This is a genomic window from Streptomyces torulosus (assembly GCF_001419765.1).
Taxonomy (GTDB): Bacteria; Actinomycetota; Actinomycetes; order Streptomycetales; family Streptomycetaceae; genus Streptomyces; species Streptomyces torulosus.
This window is the reverse complement of record NZ_LIRK01000455.1, coordinates 1-18063: the sequence shown is the minus strand read 5'-3', so window position 1 is coordinate 18063 and position 18063 is coordinate 1. Positions and strand designations below refer to the sequence as shown.

Below are 18063 nucleotides of genomic sequence, written 5' to 3'. Positions count from 1 at the left end.
TCTACATGCAGGCCGGCGGTGTCTTCCTCCAGCCGACGCTGGCCCTGCTGGAGCAGAAGGGCCTGCTGAAGCCGGCCGGCCAGAAGGGCCACATCTCGATCGTCTCCAACGACGGCATCCCGCAGGAGTTCGACGCCATCCGCAAGGGCCAGATCGACGCCACCGTCTCCCAGCCCGCCGACCTCTACGCCAAGTACGCGCTGTACTACGCCAAGGCCGCCGCCGAAGGGAAGACCTTCAAGCCGGGCCCGACCGACCACGACTCCACCATCATCAAGCTGCCGAACGGGCTGGAGGACCAGCTGCCCGCGCCGCTGGTGACCAAGGACAACGTGGACGACAAGACCCTGTGGGGCAACAGCGTCGGCTGACGACCCGCACATCCTGCCCGCCGCGTCGGGGGACGCACAGCTACCGTCCCCCGACGCCCGCCCCGCCGGCGCGGGTACCCGCCCGCGCCCCACGGCTCCAGCCTCCGTACACGAAGGACGGTATCCACCATGGCGGACACCGCGACCGCCCCGGCGACCGGCCCCGGCGCTCCGGCCCCTGTGGCCGAGGCGACCGGCATCAGCAAACGGTTCGGCGCCACCGTCGCGCTGCGCGACGCCCGTATCACCGTCGCCCCCGGCGAGGCGCACGCCCTGGTCGGCCGCAACGGCGCCGGCAAGTCGACGCTCGTGTCCATCCTCACCGGCCTCCAGCAACCCGACACCGGAACCCTGAGCTTCTCCGGTGAGGCGGCGCCCTCCTTCGGCGACATCGACGCCTGGCGCTCCAAGGTCGCCTGCGTCTACCAGCGCTCCACCATCATCGGCGACCTGACCGTCGCCGAGAACCTCTTCCTGAACCGGCAGAGCGCCGGGGTGGTGCAGCCCATCCGCTGGAAGCAACTGCGTCGGCGGGCCGAGGAGTTGCTCGGCGAGTACGGCGTGGCCGTCGACCCGACCGCGCGGGCCGAGGACCTCACGGTCGAACAGCGGCAGTTCGTCGAGATAGCCCGGGCCCTGTCGTTCGGCGCGCGCTTCATCATCCTGGACGAGCCGACCGCGAAGCTCGACGCCCGCGGCATCAACCGCCTCTTCGACAAGCTCCGCGACCTCCAACGGCAGGGCGTCGCCTTCCTCTTCATCTCCCATCACTTGCAGGAGGTGTACGACCTCTGCACCACCGTCACCGTCTACCGCGACGCGGCCCACATCCTCACCGCGCCCGTCGCCGACCTCGGCCACCGGGCGCTGGTGGAGGCCATGACCGGCGAGTCGGCCTCCACGGTCGCCACCGCCGGCCGGTCTGCCCTCGCGCGGGAAGACGCCCCGGAACTGCTGGCGATCGACGGCCTGACACTGCCCGGCGTCTGCGAGGACATCTCCCTCTCGGTCCGCTCCGGCGAGGTCGTCGGGCTCGCCGGAGCCACCGCCAGCGGCAATGTGCAGGTGGGCGAGACGATCGCCGGTCTGCACCGGGCCAAGGACGGCCGGATCACCGTCGGCGGCAGGACCGTGCGCACCGGCAGCGTGCCCTCCGCGCTCAGCGTCGGAGTCGGTCTGGTCCCCGAGGACCGCCACCTCCAGGGCCTGGTCAACAACCGCAGCGTGGCGGAGAACGCGACGCTCACCGTCACCGATCAGCTCGGTCCGTTCGGCCTGGTGCTGCCCGCCCGCACCAAGGCGTTCGCCGGACGCATGATCAGGGATCTCGACATCAAGACCCCGGGAGCCGGCACCCCGGTGTCCGCCCTCTCGGGCGGCAACCAGCAGAAGGTCGTCGTCGCCCGGGCCCTGGCCACCGATCCCCATGTGCTGGTGGCCATCCGCCCCACCAACGGGGTGGACGTCAAGTCCAAGGAGTTCCTCCTGGATCGGATCCGCGACGTCGCGGACGGCGGCAGGGCCGCGCTGATCGTCTCCGACGAACTGGACGACCTGAAGGTCTGTGACCGGGTCGTCGTCATGTTCCACGGGCGCGTGGTCGCCGAGTTCGACCGCGGTTGGAAGGACGAACACCTCGTCGCCGCCATCGAGGGCGTCACCGGCGACACGGCCCCCGCCACCGCGTCTCCCGCATCCGCCGTACCCGCCTCAACCGGCGCATACGAGCACGGAAGGTAGTCATGCCCGCCACCACAGAACTCACCGAGCCCGCAGTGAGCACGGCTGAGCCGACCGCCGCGGACGCCACCCGCCGCGGGTTCGACCTCGGTCGCTTCCGTGAGCTGTCCCTGGTCCCGGCGATCCTCGTCCTGGGCCTGATCGGGTTCATCGTCTCGCCGGCCTTCCTGACCGCCGACAACCTCATCGGTGTGGCCCAGCAGTCCACCGAACTCAGCCTGCTGGTCCTGGCCACCGCGCTGATCCTCATCTCCGGACGGATGGACCTGTCCCTGGAGTCCACCATCGGCGTCGCGCCCGTCATCGCCGTCTGGCTGGTCCTGCCGACCAGCGGCGCCCGGTTCACGGGGCTCGGACTGCTCCCGGAATGGACGGCCGTCCCGCTCTGCCTGCTGGTGGGCGTGGTGATCGGGGCCGTCAACGGCTTCCTCATCCTGAAGCTCCGCCTCAACGGGTTCATCGTCACCCTCGGCATGCTCACCATGCTGCGCGGACTCCAGGTCGCCCTCTCCGAAGGCCAGTCCATCGTCGAACTGCCCTCCTCCTTCAGCTACCTCGGCAAGGCCTCCTGGCTGGGCGTCCCCGCCGCGATCTGGATCTGCGTGGTGCTCTTCGCCCTCGGCGGCAGCGCGCTGGCCTGGCTACGGCACGGCCGCGCCCTCTACGCCATCGGCGGCAACCCGGAGGCCGCCCGCACCGCCGGCATCCGCGTCGACCGCATCGTATGGGCGGTACTCATCCTCGGCAGCGTGCTCGCCGCGTTCGCCGGAATCCTCTACAGCGGCCACTACGGCTCCATCTCCGCCACCCAGGGCAGCGGCTGGATCTTCCAGGTGTTCGCCGCGACCGTCATCGGCGGCGTCAGCCTCAACGGCGGCAAGGGCTCCATCTTCGGCGCCCTCACCGGTGTCCTCACCCTGCAACTCGTCGTCAACGTCATGACACTCGCGGGCGTGCCACCCCTGTGGAACCAGTTCCTCAACGGCGCCATCATCATCGTCGCCCTGATCATCTCCCGCTTCGCCTCCGGCGAGAAGCAGGAGTAGCCACGTCCCGCGAGCGGTTCCGCCGGCCCCGAGCCAGGCCCGGCGGAGCCCCCGGCTCGGCACATCCCCCACCCAGAGAGGCACCCTCGTGGCACTGACGGACGAGGCGATCGACAAGATCAATCCGGTCGCACCGGCGCCTTCGCTTTCCGGATGCGCATGTTCTGGCGCAAGCGCTCGGGGGCAGATGCTGGGCCGTGGTGTCGCAGCGGCCTACGTCCCACTCCCCTGGCACTTCTGCCCCGCCCACCGGACGCTCGCGTAGGGGTCGTAGCGGCCGGCGGCGTATTCGGCATTCGACCACAGGCCAGGAACAGACCGAGGCCCCGGCTGGAAGCTGTGCCACCCAGCCGGGGCCTGATGGGGCAGATGCCGACAGATGGGCGCCAGTCAGCAGACTCGCTCAGGCTCCTTGGGCTCCACCTCGGGGGCCTCCCGGAGACTCGTGCCCTCGACGTCGAGATCGGGCAGGACACGGCCCAGCCAAGCAGGGAGCCACCAGGCGTGTCGTCCGGCGAGGGCAAGGACTGCCGGTACGAGGGTCATGCGGACGGCGCAGGCATCGATGGCCACGCCGACGGCCAGCGCGAAGGCGATGGGCTTGATCAGAGCATCGTCGAGGGGAAAGAACCCGGCGAAGACGGTGAACATGATCAGGGCCACCGCGGTGACGACTTGCACGCTGTACCCCGCACCGTCGATCACGGACCCGCGCGCCCTGCCAGTATGGACCCACTCCTCCCGCGTCCCCGGTCCTTCAACGCAACGTTCACACGCGAGACGCTCCAGGATCGCAAGCACAGCTCCAGCGAGCGCGAAGCCCGCCTCGACGCCTTCCGCTGGCTGCACCGCTACAACACCCGACCGGACATCGCAGCCCGATCGCTCACGAGACAGCGTCCGAAACAACATCAACTACGCTGGCGCCAGCCGCATGTCCCGTGCCCAGGACTTGGGGTCAAGGGCCGTCCAGTGGGTGCGCGACGAGCTGCTCACGTCGGGCTGCGTCGAGACCGTACGGGCGAGGACGAGGACCCTCGCCGACGAGGCCCACTGGGAGGCGCTCAAGGAGTTCGACGACAGCTCCGCCCCGACTCCGAGGACAAGCCAATTCCTGCTCGACCTGCCGTACTACATGGTGGAGCGGGCCAGCTGAAGCGCCTCGGGTCCTCGTTGTACGGCCGCCCGACTCAGTCCTCATGTCCGGCCGGGGGCAGCTGGATACCAGCCCGGCAGCCGATGAAGGACGCGTTGGGGCAGAAGGCGTCGAAGCCCATGCCGTAGCGGGCGAAGGATCCCCAGGCCGCCTTGCGGACCTCGGGGTACTCGGCCTCGGTGAACGCCCTGCCTTTGAGGTCCTTCAGGCCCCGCAGGAACGCGCCACGCGCGGTGAGGAACGACGGGTTCTTCGGGGTGAGTTTCAGCCCGTCGACGACGGCCTGCCAGGCGACCCGGTAGCCGCGCTCCCTGCTGCCGAGTTCCGCGCTGATCCGGCGGGTCATCTCCATGAGCGCGGCGCACCAGATCTCGCCGACGTTGTGGATCCTCGTGTAGTCGAGCCCGCCCGTGGCGTGCCCGATGTCCCCGAAGTCACCGGGGTAGTTGTCGTCGTACGGCCGCTGGCGGATGCCGCCCGGGTCGTCGACGACCCAGTCTCCGACGACGGTGTGCTCCCGCTCCCGGAAGAAGTTGGGGATGGTGAGTGCGAAGTAGTCCGACCAGCCCTCCCCCATCGCCCGGGACTGGTCCTCGCGTAGACCGTTTGCATCGTGCAGGCCGCCGACCAGCCGGTTGGTCAGACCGTGCGCGTACTCGTGGCGTACGACTGCCGCGTCCATGGCCGTGTGCCTATTGGTTCCGGCGACCAGACCCATGTTCATCTCCGCTGCCAAACCGTCGGCGCGCGTGAGCATATTGGCTGTGCCGAAGACCGGCCCAGGATGGGCGCGGGCCACGACGGGGTCGGCTCCCACGCCGAGTCCCGAGAAATTGGCGGTCTGGAAGTTGCCGTGCTCCTCCGTGAAGCCGAGCATCATGAGGAGGTCGTGCAGTTCGTTGCACAGGAAGAAGATGTTCGTGACGAGTTGTTCAGGCGTGCCGGCGTTCGGGGCGAACAGCGCGTTGCCCGCCGCGTCGACATCGACCCGGAAGGTTTTGCCGGTGTCCGCGTGGACGGCTTGCACGTTGTTCCCGACGGTCGCCACGTGCCCGTTCTGCTGCGTGACCCAGGGCCCGGGGAACCCGGGCAACGGCGTTGCCGGGCGTTCGACCGGATAGTCGGTCAGCGGCAGCGGGAAGGAGGCCAGGGCGGGCTCCGTCTTGGCCGGGTTCTGCCGGACCACCAGTCCTCCGACGACGTGATTGGTCAGGTCCTGGAGGTAGAGAACCTGGGGTGCCGCCGCGTCCGCCGTCTTCTCGTCGGCCTCCACGAGCGCGTGGTACTGCACGGCACCGTTCGCGCGAGAGAACCTGAACGACCAGGTGAGACGGACGTCGTCGCCCATGTAGAAGTACACAAGCCGCGCAGGAATCACCTCGTCGAAGGCGCCTTTGCCGAACGTCATCGGCTGGTCGTTCCGTGCCTGGGAACTCAGCCGGCGGAAGCCTTCCGAGACGTCCAGAGCCGGCAGTTCGTCGGTGCCGAAGAGGCCGTCGATCGTGACCGGTTCGGCGGCCTTCGCGGCGCCGGCGGCCAGAGCCGTCTCGACCGGCACCGCGGGCATCGTGGGCACGTTGCCCGGCACGCTCGCCGTGTCGCCGACGACCCTGTCCACCGTGCCGTCCTCGCTCAGCCACACCTTGGGAGCCATGCCCCACACGTCGATGCCGTTGAGTGTCTGCTGAAGGCTGACCACGCGCATGCCGCCGCTCGTGGACGTCACCTTCGGATCGGCCTCGAACTCTGCGGGCTCTCCGGCGGCGAAGCCGATCGCCCGCGAGACCGAGGAAAGGTACTCCTTGGCGCGGACGATGTAGTCGCCGTCGGCGGCCTCAGCCCCCGCCCGTTCGGGGAGGCCGGCCGGTGCGCCCTCCACCCGTAGCTCGGTCAGGTGCCCGGTGAAGCGGTTCACCTTGCTGTCGTCGGCGATGAGGGTATGGTGCACCGACTCCGCTACACGATCGGTCTCGGCGAGGAACGCCTCGGCGCCCCGGACCCGAGCGAGCCGGTCGTACTGCAGATCTCGCTTGTCGATCAGCTGTGTCATGACGTGCTCCTGCCACGGGCGTGGCGCCCGGCGTCGGCTGTCTTCTGTGCTCTTCAGCGTCTGGTGCGCTTTTGGCTCCCTTGTGAGCTCTTCGGCGCTCTAGTGAGTTACAGGCCCGCGAGGGTGAGGGCGGTCGCCGTGACGGAGCGGGCGACCGTGGCCGCGAACTCCGGGCTGTGATCCTGGTCGAGGAGGGTGTCTCCCGGTGTGTGATACTGCCGGGTGCCCGTGCCGGGCCCGCCGTCCGGAGCGAAGATGTCCTCGGAGACGGCGATGGCCCCCCACCCCCGCTCGTGGAAGCTGGCGTGGTCGCTCCGTCCGATCGCCGGATCGGAGGGGCCCGTGAGCTGTTGGACCGTCACCGCGGGGTCGATGGCGGGGACGGTGTCCGCGACGAGAGCGCCCAGCATGTCGGATGCGCCGGCGACCGGACCCGGCACCGAGGAACCGGCGTGGATCTCGACGGTGGGTGTACTGCCCTGCTGACGCCCCGCGATCATGTCCATCTGGAAGACACCGGCGATACGGTCGTCGGCCGCGGCGGCGGCCCGCGCGTAGAACTTGCTGCCGACCAGGCCCTGTTCCTCGGCGTTGAAGAGCACGAAGCGCACGCTCCGAGTCGGCGTCCTGCCCGCCGCCAGCACGTGGTGCAGGCACTCGGCCGCAGCCATGACGGCGGCGGTTCCGCTGCCGTCGTCGTCGGCGCCCGGTGCGGGGTCCACGGTGGGGTCGTAGGGGCGCGGGTCGCCGTTCTCGTCGACGAATTCACCGCTCGAGGCAGTGGAGTCCAGATGCGCGGTGATGAGAACCGTGGAGTCCGCACCGGCCACACGGTGCTCGGCCTCCACGTTGGACAACCGGCGTCCACGCCACCGGAACCGGTGCAGTCGTACATCCAGGCCGAGATTCTGGAAGCGGTCCGCGAGCGTCTCGACGACTCGGGGGTTGTCCGCGGCGGACACGTCACGGCTACGCACCAGCATCCCCTCGCCGTCTCCGAGCGGTTCGACACCGGAGAGGCGCGCCACATGGCCGCGCAGTACCTCGGGGGTGACGGCCGCCCGTACCGCGGCGATGGTCTCCGCGGAGGGGCGGCCGTCACCGGCCGCCGACGCCCGTGGTCCCGGCTCCGCCGAAACTTCCGTAGCGCCTGCCATGCCTTCCGCAGGGCCTGCGGCGAGTCCTTGGGCCCATGCCTCGCCGGGGCGCGAGAGGAGCGCGGGGTCCGGAAGCAGTCGCTCGGTGTGACCGGGCTTCGCGCCCGGAAGGTGGACGTCCTCGATCGGGGCGCCGGCGGGTGCGGCGACGTACACGCCGCCAGGCGCGGGGCCCAGCGGGAGGAGCGGCGGGGCCGCGACGCCGGCGAGTTCGCCGGCTAGGGCGCCGAAAGCGGACGTGGCGCGTGTCGTCGTCCTTTCCGGGGCGTCCGCGAAGCCCTGGGCGAGGGTGAGGGGGCGGTCGTCGCGGATCAGGAAGGCCGCCGTGTCCTCCACCGGCCCTCGCAGGTCGACCGTGAACCCGGCCTGTTCGAGCGCCTCGGCACCGCGCATGCTCGCCATGGCCAGCACGAGCCGCACGGAGGCAATATGCACGGGAACGACCTCGGTCCGGTTCGCGACCGTCTCCAGTGCGGGCAGGCCCCGGTCCTCGGGGAGCCCGATCCGCGCCCAGAGGACAGGACGGTTCTCCAGGGCGGCGGCGGTGAACACGGGGTGGGCCGCCGTACGCAGCCCGGCTTGTCGGGCGAACGCGCGCTCCTGGTGGTCCTCGCCCACGAAGACGCACTCGCCGGCCGCGGAGGCCGGGATCCCCTCGCCCGCCGTGCCGGCGACCGCCTCCTCGAAGATCTCCCAGGTGTTCTTGGGGCCCCAATGGATGAGCGCGTCGTCCGTGAACCGGCCGGGAAACGCCTCCCGCAGAGCCGTCGCGGCCCGTTCCGCGGCGCCTTCACTCGAACCCGGGTTGGAGATGACGCCCTTGCGTACGTCGAGGAAGGCGTCGAGCACGGCGAGGACGCGGGGTCGGGGCACCAACGTCAGCGAGCCGTCCGCCTCCTCCCGTGCATCCGCCAGGGTCGCTCCTATGTCGAAGAAGAGAACGGGCATTTCGATGCCTCCGAGTGAACCGGGAATCAGCACGTGACTGAGTGAACGTCCCGGCCGCGGATCTGGTGCGGATCGAGTCAACCCTCACCATCCTGGCCGGAGCCGGTCGCGAGCGAGGGGGGCACCTGGGTGGAAGTCATGCGCGAGCAGCGCGTCGATGAGGCGGTAGGGCCGGCAACTGCGGCACCGGTCGTCGCGCGGGGCCAGTCGTCGCCGCGAACGAGTGCTCTTCCCCAACCCCGCCCACCTGCTGGTCAGCCAGAAGACCGCTGTCGATCCCGACCACCCGGCCGGCAATATCGGCACGCTGCGCGCGGCCCTCCCCAAGGGTCCCGCGCCGGCCGGCCACTGCCACACACTCCACTCCGGGTGGGCCCCAGGCTCCCGACCACTCCATCATCCGCCTTCGGTTGCGTGCTCGCATCCCGGGATGTAGGCGAATGCCGTTCAACTTGGGACAGTTGAAGGAGGCACGGAGCGTCAGCGACCTCAGTACGCTGGTGCGCGTGAGCCAACCCCCGACCCATGAGGACATCCTGCACCGGGCACACTGGCGCCGACGACGTCAGCACCAAACCCGCACCAGCCACTACAAACGACGCGGACACAGCCCCTGACCTGGCCAGCAGTCACGGCAAGCACCGTCGCGGTACTAGACCGTCCGCCCGCCCCGCCTGAGGCGGGCGGACGGCCCGGATCGGTCGGTCGGTCGGTCGGTCGCCCTAGTCTGCCGGCTACGGGTTGAAGTTGAACGTGAAGTTCGGGGCGGTCACGGTGAACTCGCGCATGAGGATCGTCCGCGAGTTCCCGTCCGAGACGTTCGAACACCACTCGAAGGCACTGTGCGGGACCGTCTCCTGGAATTTGTCCCGCCACTCGGTGCCGTCGCCCGCGTAGGCGTAGCAGTACCAGATCGGGTTGACGGCTTTTGCGTCACCGCCGTAGACGACGGCGGTCTCCCCGGGGCCGATCCTCCACCAGCCCTCCTTTCGCCAGTTGCTGCTGGCAGAGCAGTTGGGCTGGTATCGCTCGACCATCGCCCAGATTTCGCGCTCGTAGTTGTTCTTGAACCTCAGCGCCACGGCGCCCCTCCTACTCCCCGCTCGGCTGCCTGCGGGCAGCCGGGCTTCCGTCGGGCCGGGTCAGAGCGTTTTGCGGGCTCGCATTGTCCGTCCCGCCGGGGGGAGCGCCGGACCGGCCCGCTGCGACGGCCCGCTCCAGTGCCTCTTCGTCCGCATCGGTTTTCGGATCGACCGCCTCGGCAGCCTCCTGCGACATGGGAACTCCTCTCTCCGTCAGCCGGGTGCGGCAGAGAGGTTCCCGGGAGAAGGCGCGGGCTACCGGGGTGGATGGGGAGGTGCCTCGTACGGGGCATCGGCACAGGGCCCGGTCAGGCTAATCGGCCTGCCGCCGCCCGCATTGTCTTGATGGCCTCCGGTGCCATCGCCTGCAGCCTCATCTGCTACCGCAGACTCACCAAATGAGACCACGTCTTTAGACCGTGTCCTATGTGGTGAGGCCTCGTTGCCCTCGGTATGGGGCGGGGTACATGGAGTTGGATTGTTCCGGACGGGCTGTGGGAGATCGCGAAGCCGCTGATCCCGCCGTCGAAGGTGCGGCCGCAGGGCGGCGGGACGCAGGACACGGCTGATGAGACGTTGTTCGCGGCGATCATCTACGTGCTGGTCAGTGGTTGCGCCTGGCGGGCTCTGCCACCCTGCTTCGGCATATCGAAGTCGACCGCGCACCGCCGGTTCCTGATCTGGTCCAGAGCCGGTGTCTGGGGCCGCTTGCACGAGGCCGTGCTGCACCGGCTCGACGACGCCGGCCTGATCGACGTCACCCGCGTCGTCCTCGACACCGCCCACGTCAGGGCGAAATAGGGGGCCAACACACAGGTCCGAGCCCCGTGGACCGAGGCAAGCCGGGTTCCAAGATGCACATCCTGTCGGACGCGAACGGACTGCCCCTTCTCGTCGGCGTCTCCGCCGGCAACACCCACGACAGCGAAGGGCTGAAGCCCATGGTGGCGGGTCACCAAACGAGACACGACCCCCACCGCGGCCGCTACTTCAAGCCTGAGCGCCTACATGCGGACAAGGCTTACGACCGCCCGGACCTGCGGAAATGGTTACGCGGCAAGCGCATCGGAGTCCGGATCGCCCGCAAAGGCATTGAGTCCAGCGAACGACTCGGCCGCCGCAGATGGGTGATCGAACGCACGATGTCGTGGCTGTCCGGCTACCGAAGGCTCAGCCCACGCTACGAGCGAAATCCCCGCAACTACCTGGCCTTTCTCGGCCTGGCAGCCGCCCTGTGCTGCTACAAGCGACTCATCCGCCTCACCACATAGGACACGGTCTTAGAGCTTTCAGTCAGTCGGTCAGGCATGGACTTCCTGCTGCTGGCCCCGGGCCATCGCAGCGTCATCGGGGTCGACGGAGTGCAGCACCACGGCCGCCCGCACCCAGCCGACGACGCCGGATCGAGTCACCCACACTGCCTGCCGCGGCTGTATGCGGAGATGGTTGCCGAAGACCGGCGGCTGCGGCTGCCGGATACGAGATCTACCGCTTCGGCGGATGGGAACTGAGCAAACCTGGCGGCGGAGAGTTCCTTGGGAGACTTCTTCGCCGAACTCCTCCTCGCCTGGCACAAGAAGCCGACGCTCTCGACCACCAGGTCAGCGCGCCGACGCCACTGATACCCAGACGACGGCGTTCCACCGGAGCACTCCCCCAGACCGCCAGTCCGCGTAACCGTTCAGTTCTGTGACGGCACCGGTGGTGCCCCTCCCCCGCGCCTGGCTCCAACGCGTCCAGCGCCCGGCGCAGGCCCGTCAGTTTGTGTTCGAGGTGGGTTGCCGCCGCCACTGGCCCCGGGGCTGCGGACATGTCGTTGAGCCGTTTGGACAGCGCTTCGGCCGTCTCCTCAACCGCTTGGAGCCGCGCCGAGAGTTCGGCGAGAAGCCCGGTCGGCTTCTTGGCCTGTCCCACTGCGGACTTGCCGTCACCGCTCTCCAACTGGAGAAGCATCAGGGCCGCCTGCTCCTGCAACTGCCGGCCCTTGTCGTACAGCTCGACGAAGACGGAGACCTTCGCGCGCAGCACCCACGGGTCGAACGGCTTGGAGGCCAGCGAGGCCCACCCGGTCGGGAACACGCAGTCGCCCGGGACAGCGGTAACCGCGCTCGGGAGTACACGGCAACAGCGGAGCCACCCGCTCCCACAGGTCGTCCGGAACAAGATCAGCACGCACCCGGAGACCCTGCCCACCGTGACCGCCAACGGCAAGACCCGCAGCTCGACTCTGTCTCGGAAGGCGTCTGGTGGTGAGTTGGCGGGACGCGAATCGGATCAGCTCAGTTGTGGTGGGGCCCAGGCGTGGTGCCGAAGGATCATGTGCGTGGCGGCGCGGGAGGGTGTCAGCCGCATCGCCGTGTTCCGCAGGACGACGGCCAGTGGGTGGGAGAGCTGCTGGCCCATCCGCCCGGCCTGCCGCGCGGCCCTCGCGACGGCCTGGCTGCGCGGTCGGCGCTCGGCGTCGTAGCGAGCGAGCGCGGCCTTCACGGTGGCCTCGGTGGCTAGCGCGGCGGCCAGGGTGACTGCGTCCTCCAGCGCCTGGCAGGCGCCCTGTCCGAGGTTGGGGGTCATCGCGTGTGCCGCGTCGCCGAGCAGCGCGGTCCGGCCGACCGTGTACGAGGGGAGCGGTGTGCGGAGTTCGTTGACGTCGTGGTGCAGCACGGCGGCGGGCCGGGTCGCGTCGAGCAGGGCGGGGATCGGGTCGTGCCAGGTATGGAATCGTCTGCGCAGTTCGTCCAGTGGGTCGGCGAACCGCGTCCCGGCGGGGAGGTTGAGGACGGCGTGCCACTCGGCCCGCCCGTCGTGGAAGGCGATGTGCCCGAACTCGGCGCCGTGCCCCCAGGTCAGCTCGAAGTCGGTGCGCAGGTCGACCGCCTGCTCGGTGATGGCGCGCAACACCGTCGAGCCGCTGTAGACCGGACCGGGGTGGGCTGGGAAGAGATGGCTGCGTACTTTGCTGCCGATGCCGTCGGCCGCCACCACCAGATCGGCGTCCAGGACGGTCTCGCCGCAGCCGACTCGAACCGACCCAGGGCCGGGCTGCTCGACCGAGTCCGCCTCGGAGCCGATCAGCAGTGCCTCGGCGGGCAGGGAGTCGCGAAGCAGTCGGTGCAAGGTGGAGCGGGGGATGCCCATGATCGGTGTGCCCACCGCCTTCTCCAGCGCCGAGCCGTCCATCCGGGCCAGCCAACCACCCTGTGGTGTGCGAGTGCCGCCGTTGTACTGGCCTCGCGAGGCATCCCGTACCGCGTCGCCGACGCCGAGTGCATCCAGTGCCCGCAGGCCGTTGGCGGCCAGTGAGATGCCCGCCCCCGCGTCCTCAAGCATGGAGGCACGCTCGACGACCGTTACTTCCCATCCGATGCGGCGCAGTCCGATCGCGGCGGCCAGCCCGCCGATACCCCCTCCGACCACCACTGCCGTGTTGCCCATGCCGAAGCCCTCACCCTTCTACACCTGTAGAAGGGTGACTCTATATGAGGCTCTACAGGTGTAGAAAGGAGTCATGGTTTCGGATCGGCGTACCCTCCTCGCGGACGCGGCTCTCGACGTACTTGCCGACGAAGGCGTCCGCGGCCTGACCCACCGTGCAGTCGACCGCAAAGCGGCCATGCCGCCCGGCACCACGTCGGCCTACTTCCGCACCCGGGCCGCGCTGCTCACCGGACTTGTCACACGCCTGGTCCAACGCGACCAGGCGGAACTGCAAGCGATGGCCGAAGAGCTTCCACCCCTTCGCACCGTCGAGGAACTGGTGGACGGCATGGTGCTGCTCACCCGACAGCGACTCACCGGCGAGGGCCGCCGCCGCTCGCTCGCTCGCTACGCCTGCGCCGTCGAGAGCGTGCGTGACCGTGAGCTGCGCGAGATCCTCGTACCCCGCGAGAACGCCGGCCGCGATGCTGTCCGGCTGTTCCTCGCCGCGCACGGCGTGACGGACGTCGAGAATCGCAGTCACACCCTGCTGACCTGCATCGACGGACTGGTCTTCGACCGGCTGGTGAGCGGCGGCGAAGTACCGCGCGAGGCCCTCGAAGGCCTGGTCGCCGCCGCCCTGCGTTAGGACCCGGGCGTCCAAGCCCCCTCTAACTGGCCTGCAGCCTCATCTGTCTCCGCCACCCACACGCTCATTCTGAAACGATCAGTAAGCCGGTCTCGGGCTCGACGGCCAGGTGGGCCTTGTATCCGTCCTGCCGGTGGGAGCGGGTTTTGTGGATGTGGCGGGCTTCGAGGTCGAGGGTGGACACGATCCGCTCATGGGCGGTGCCCGGGGTGATGGGCCAGCGTTCGTCGTGGCCGTCGAAGTCCTCGGCGGGCTCGACGTCCTGGCCGGCAACCAGGGCCAGGATGCCCACCGCGCTCGCGGCCTTTTACCGCCGAGTCGCTGGTCGGGCAGGTGGCCCAGCAGTCGCGGGGCATCCGTGACCCGTGCGTCGACCAGCTCGGCGCGGGCCTGCTCGTCGTTCCAGGCGATACGGGGCTTGCCCGGTCGGTGTACTCGTGCGCGCCGCACTGGGCAGCGGCGACCACGTCGGCGCCGGGGACCTCGCGGATCACCGCGCGGACGGCGGCGATGATCTGGGTGACGGTGTCCTGGGCGGCGACCGCGTCGTCCAGGACGGTGGAGTCCAGCGCCCGGCGGTGCTTGCCGCCCAGGACACCGGTGGCCTTCACGACCTCGCGCACGGCCTCGCACACGCGGTCCGGGCGGGCGGAACGGGCCAGCGGGCGGCGGAAGCAGGCCAGCAGTGACGGACCCTTCTGGAGTTGACACCCGACCCGGCCCGTGGTCAGGTCCAGGGAGTTGAGTCCGCCGGTCGGATGACGTGGCAAAGTATCGGAGCCGCGATCGCCGGCGGCGTTGCCCAGCACTTCACTCCCGGCACCACCATCGCTGCTGTGGCCACAATCTCCCCCGCCGTCACCGCTTTCTCCCGGCCCTCCGTGGTCCGCGCCCGAGCCGTCCGGGTCGAGACGGTCAACACATAACCCCGGACGAGTTGGTAGCCGATTACACGAGCCTTGCACGACGGCTGAGCGGCGGGCGTGTCCGGACGGAGCCTGACGAGAAAAGAAATGGTGCGACGTATGCGCTTCAATCACGCTGAGAGCGAGCACAGGGACCAGCGGCGCGTTCTCATCGTCGCCTACGACAACGCGCAGATCCTCGACATCGCCTGTCCCAGCAGCGCCTTGGACATCGCCAACCGGTACGGCGCACAGCCGCCCTACGCCGTCGAGTTGGGCACTCTCGGCCGCCGGGCCGCCCGGAGCTCGGCCGGGATTCTGCTGGCAGCCGGGCAGAGCCTGGAGGCGGTCGTGGGGCGTCTGGACACGCTGATGGTCGTGGGCGGCATCGGCTGCGAGGACGCGGCGGCGGACGGGCGATTACTGGGGCAGGTGCGCCGACTGGCCGCACACAGCCGGCGGGTTGCCTCCGTCTGCACCGGCGCCTATGTACTGGCCGCCGCCGGACTGCTGGACCACAGACGGGTGACGACCCACTGGGGATGGGGAGACCAACTCGCTGAGCGCCACCCCACCGTGGCTGTGGACGCCGGCCCCCTCTACATCCGTGACGGCAACATCTACACCTCGGCCGGGGTCACCAGCGCCCTCGACCTGACACTGGCCCTGATCGAAGACGACCACGGTCCGACACTCGCCCGGACCGTCGCCCGCGAACTCGTCACCCACCTGCACCGGCCCGCCGACCAGGCCCAGATCTCCATGTTCCTGGCCGGGCCACCGCCGGAAGACCGGCTGGTGAGGGACCTGATGGGCCATATCTCCGGCCACCTGTCCGAAGACCTCAGCCCTGCGGCCTTGGCAGCCCGGGTGGGCATCAGCTCCCGGCACCTGACCCGCCTCTTCACCGCGCACCTCGGTACGACTCCCGCGCGGGCCGTACGCGCGGCACGCACCGAAGCGGCGGCGCACCTGGTGCGATCCAGCGCACTGTCCATGGCGGCGATCGCCCGCCGCTGCGGGTTCGGGTCCGCGGAGACGCTGCGGCAGGCGTTCCTCAACCAGTACGGGGTCACGGGGGACATCCTTCGCAGGATGCCGGACATGCCACCCTCACGTGCCGCACCAGGGCAGAAGACTCCCTGCCCATGAGCCATTCCACGACACGGAGAAACGTCCTGCGCGGAGCCGTGGCCACCGCCGCGCTCGCGGCCACGGCTACAGCCGCCCAGACCGAAGCGGCGTACGCGGCCCCGCACGGCGGCGGCGCGGGCCCGAACATCGGCATCCTGCTGTACGACGGTTACAGCCTGCTGGACCCCACCGGCCCGGCCGAGGTCCTGTGCCGGCTGCCGGACGCCACCGTGACCATGATCGCCGAGAAACGAGGGGCCGTCCGCACGGACACGGGAGACGTCGCCGTGGTCGCCGAGCGCTCCATCGCCGAAGTCGACCGTCTCGACGTCCTGCTGGTGCCAGGCGCGGGCAACCGCGGCCTCCTCGGGGCGATGAACAATGAGGCGCTCCTGCGCTGGATCCGCGAGATGCATCGCCACACCCAGTGGACGACCTCGGTCTGCACCGGCAGCATCGTCCTCGCGGCGGCCGGCCTGCTCGACGGCCGGGAGGCGACCACCTACTGGGCCTCCGCCGCCTACCTCCAGTCCACCTTCGACGTCACCTACCTGCCGCAGCGCTACGTGCGCTCAGGAAAGATCATCACCGCGGCCGGGGTATCGGCGGGAGTGGACATGGCCCTTCACCTCGCGTCCCTCATCGCGGACGATGACACGGCCAAGGCGATCCAGCTCGCCCTCGAATACGACCCGCAGCCCCCCTTCGCTTCCGGCAACGCCTCAGGCGCCAGCGAGCAACTGAAACAGCATGCATTGCAGTTGCTCGCTGAGTCACAGATATAGGGGACGTGGGCGCTTGTGCGCCTGAGCCGATGAACGGGCGGTACCACGCGGCGCAGCCCCTCGCGGCACGGCAACAGCCTGGCGGCTACTCATCCGCGCATGCCGCCGCTGGACCGCCCACATCACGACCATGTCCAGGTCCTCCTCTGCACTGCATCTGGCCAGCTGCGACTGAGGTGAACCCCGGACGAACGGGCGGAACGTCGCTCGGGTAGCGCAAAACGTACTGCGCTACCCGAGCAAGACGGCCAACGCGGCTACGTCGTCGCCCAGTGGAAGCCGTGGTTGGCGAGTTGCTTGTCCTGAGCGGGTATTTCTGATCAGTGACAGATCCGTCGCCCGGCCGGCAGCTTCCAGCCCGCCTCAGCGACGGACGACCCGGGCCTCCAGGCCGGGATCGTGCTGACCGCGGCGCCGGGGGCTACGAGGGTCGACGTGAAACCGCCGTCCTCACGAGGGCCGCGAGAGGCGAAGGTGAACATCTGGTGCTTGTCGGCCACGACAGCGCCGTAGTTGGCGGCGTAGGGCCATTTGCGAAAGCCGTACGGCCTGGACTCGACCACCCAGGCAAGGGCTTCTCAGAGGAGCTGACGCGCAGGGTCGGCCTGCTGCCGCTCCCGGCTCGTGGGCGACTGGAGTCTTCGAGAGCCGCCGTCCCACAATTCCCGCGTCCCGCCGGGAGCGCGGAGATAGCCTCGGCTGTCATCATCCGACGGGGAAGGGCAGGCGTATGCAAGGGCAGGACTGGATCGAACGTGCGGGAGAGCTGTTCGAAGCGGCGATGTTCCGCGGGGACACGTCCGCGCTGGACCGGTCCGATGAGGTGCTGGACTCGGTCGAAGCGCCGCTTGCCATGGCGCGGGGCAAGGTACTGCACGTCCGCTTCCTCAACAACCGCGAAGAGAACACCCAGGAACTGGTGCTGTTTGAACGCGCGGCCGAGTTGTACGAGCGTCTGGGAGATGCATCGGGTGAGGCGGACGCGTTGTTCTGGGTCGGCTGCTGGCACCAGGTGGTCAAGGGCGACGGCGTCGCCGGCAGGCCGTACTTCGAGCGGTCGTACGCGCTGGCGAAATCCGTCGATGACCGGATGACTATGTCCTATGCGATTCGACATCTCGGCTTCGCCGACAAGGATGCAGGCCGCTTCGATGAGGCCCGAGAGCGGTTGACCGAATCGGTGACACTGCGCCGTGAGATCGGCTTCAGGCCCGGGGAAGCGGCCGGCCTGGTGGCACTGGCCTACCTCGCGGTCGAAACCGGCGACCCATCCGCGGCATCCCACTACCTCGACGTGGCGCAGTCGGTCGCCGAGAGCTGCGGTGCCAAGGCCGTGTTGGGGTGGATCGAGCAGGCCCGCACGCTCATCCGCTCCTAGGGCCTGTCGTTTGGATCATGCCGGCTTCGGGCTACGGCACCTTGACGGCTGCCGGTGAGCGGGGCTTGGTGCGTGCAGCTGCAAGGCGGAGGAGGGCGTCAACGCGGAGCGTTGGCAACCGACGACAACGCCGCAGATGCGCGTGCCAAGCCCCGCGGCCCAGGCGTGATCCAAACGGCAGGCCGTAGGTTCTGACTTGGAAGGTGCTGGCTCTGTCCCTGCTCGACGGCCAGGTGGATCTAATAGCT

Annotated in this window: 14 protein-coding genes and 3 pseudogenes; 9 read left to right on the top strand and 8 right to left on the bottom strand. The window is 69.3% G+C overall.

From position 1 onward, the window contains the following. The 3 genes from AOK23_RS29185 to AOK23_RS29175 all read left to right on the top strand — a co-directional run. The coding region (locus AOK23_RS29185) for a substrate-binding domain-containing protein (RefSeq protein WP_420823762.1) at positions 1-371 on the top strand (371 nt) is incomplete at its 5' end. A gap of 129 nt (positions 372-500) precedes the next feature. Then, entirely contained in the window at positions 501-2111 is a 1611-nt protein-coding gene (locus tag AOK23_RS29180) for a sugar ABC transporter ATP-binding protein (protein ID WP_055715595.1), read from the top strand. Positions 2112-2113: 2 nt separating this feature from the next. Beyond that, complete coding sequence (locus tag AOK23_RS29175) at positions 2114-3157, top strand: ABC transporter permease (RefSeq protein WP_055715594.1); 1044 nt, start codon at positions 2114-2116, stop codon at positions 3155-3157. A gap of 390 nt (positions 3158-3547) precedes the next feature. Here AOK23_RS29175 and AOK23_RS29170 read toward each other — a convergent pair whose 3' ends face one another. Then, a complete protein-coding gene (locus AOK23_RS29170) occupies positions 3548-4069 on the bottom strand; it encodes an MMPL family transporter (protein WP_420823761.1) in 522 nt (173 codons plus the stop codon). Positions 4070-4091: 22 nt separating this feature from the next. Between AOK23_RS29170 and AOK23_RS47150 the strand changes: the two genes are divergently transcribed. Next, positions 4092-4313, top strand: coding sequence for a hypothetical protein (locus AOK23_RS47150; RefSeq protein WP_055715592.1), 222 nt, complete (start codon positions 4092-4094; stop codon positions 4311-4313). Positions 4314-4347: 34 nt separating this feature from the next. Here the strand turns inward: AOK23_RS47150 and AOK23_RS29160 are convergent, their stop codons facing one another. The 3 genes from AOK23_RS29160 to AOK23_RS29150 all read right to left on the bottom strand — a co-directional run bounded on the left by AOK23_RS29160 (position 4348) and on the right by AOK23_RS29150 (position 9550). After that, positions 4348-6363, bottom strand: coding sequence for a M36 family metallopeptidase (locus AOK23_RS29160; RefSeq protein WP_055715591.1), 2016 nt, complete (start codon positions 6361-6363; stop codon positions 4348-4350). Between the two features lie 107 nt (positions 6364-6470). After that, positions 6471-8468 (bottom strand): M28 family peptidase, encoded by a 1998-nt coding sequence (locus tag AOK23_RS29155; protein WP_055715590.1) that lies wholly within the window; start codon positions 8466-8468, stop codon positions 6471-6473. A 734-nt stretch (positions 8469-9202) separates the two neighbouring features. Beyond that, positions 9203-9550, bottom strand: a complete 348-nt coding sequence (locus AOK23_RS29150) for a DUF1036 domain-containing protein (RefSeq protein ID WP_055715589.1) — start codon at positions 9548-9550, stop codon at positions 9203-9205. Positions 9551-10003: 453 nt separating this feature from the next. Here AOK23_RS29150 and AOK23_RS47145 point away from each other — a divergent pair. Next, positions 10004-10821, top strand: a protein-coding gene (locus tag AOK23_RS47145; RefSeq protein WP_107102896.1) for an IS5 family transposase whose coding sequence is annotated in 2 segments (ribosomal slippage) — positions 10004-10349 and positions 10349-10821 — 819 coding nt in all. Because the reading frame shifts where the segments join, the coding sequence is not laid out codon by codon here. A 410-nt stretch (positions 10822-11231) separates the two neighbouring features. Here the strand turns inward: AOK23_RS47145 and AOK23_RS45715 are convergent. Further along, positions 11232-11602: pseudogene (locus AOK23_RS45715) on the bottom strand (response regulator); the annotation flags it as partial. Between the two features lie 222 nt (positions 11603-11824). Next, the gene (locus AOK23_RS29135) at positions 11825-12982 is read right to left on the bottom strand and encodes an FAD-dependent monooxygenase (protein ID WP_055715587.1); all 1158 of its coding nucleotides are present in this window, start codon (positions 12980-12982) and stop codon (positions 11825-11827) included. 73 nt (positions 12983-13055) lie between these two features. Between AOK23_RS29135 and AOK23_RS29130 the strand changes: the two genes are divergently transcribed. After that, positions 13056-13613 carry a TetR/AcrR family transcriptional regulator gene (locus AOK23_RS29130; protein ID WP_055715586.1) on the top strand — a complete coding sequence of 186 codons (558 nt, stop codon included), beginning with the start codon at positions 13056-13058 and terminating at the stop codon, positions 13611-13613. 79 nt (positions 13614-13692) lie between these two features. On the opposite strand, the pseudogene AOK23_RS29125 reads toward AOK23_RS29130, so the two are convergent. Beyond that, a pseudogene (locus AOK23_RS29125) lies at positions 13693-14296 on the bottom strand (IS5/IS1182 family transposase); the annotation flags it as partial. Between the two features lie 342 nt (positions 14297-14638). Here AOK23_RS29125 and AOK23_RS29120 point away from each other — a divergent pair. Then, on the top strand, positions 14639-15670 hold the full coding sequence (locus tag AOK23_RS29120) for a GlxA family transcriptional regulator (protein WP_055715585.1): 1032 nt from the start codon (positions 14639-14641) through the stop codon (positions 15668-15670). Then, positions 15667-16437: a DJ-1/PfpI family protein gene (locus AOK23_RS29115; RefSeq protein ID WP_055715584.1), complete on the top strand. Its 771-nt coding sequence runs from the start codon at positions 15667-15669 to the stop codon at positions 16435-16437. Before AOK23_RS29120 ends, AOK23_RS29115 begins: the two co-directional genes overlap by 4 nt. Before the next feature lie 338 nt (positions 16438-16775). Here the strand turns inward: AOK23_RS29115 and AOK23_RS29110 are convergent. Further along, positions 16776-16970, bottom strand: a pseudogene (locus AOK23_RS29110) (hypothetical protein); the annotation flags it as partial. A 197-nt stretch (positions 16971-17167) separates the two neighbouring features. Here AOK23_RS29110 and AOK23_RS29105 point away from each other — a divergent pair. Further along, a complete protein-coding gene (locus AOK23_RS29105; protein WP_055715582.1) occupies positions 17168-17815 on the top strand; it encodes a tetratricopeptide repeat protein in 648 nt (215 codons plus the stop codon). The last annotated feature ends 248 nt before the right edge of the window (positions 17816-18063 follow it).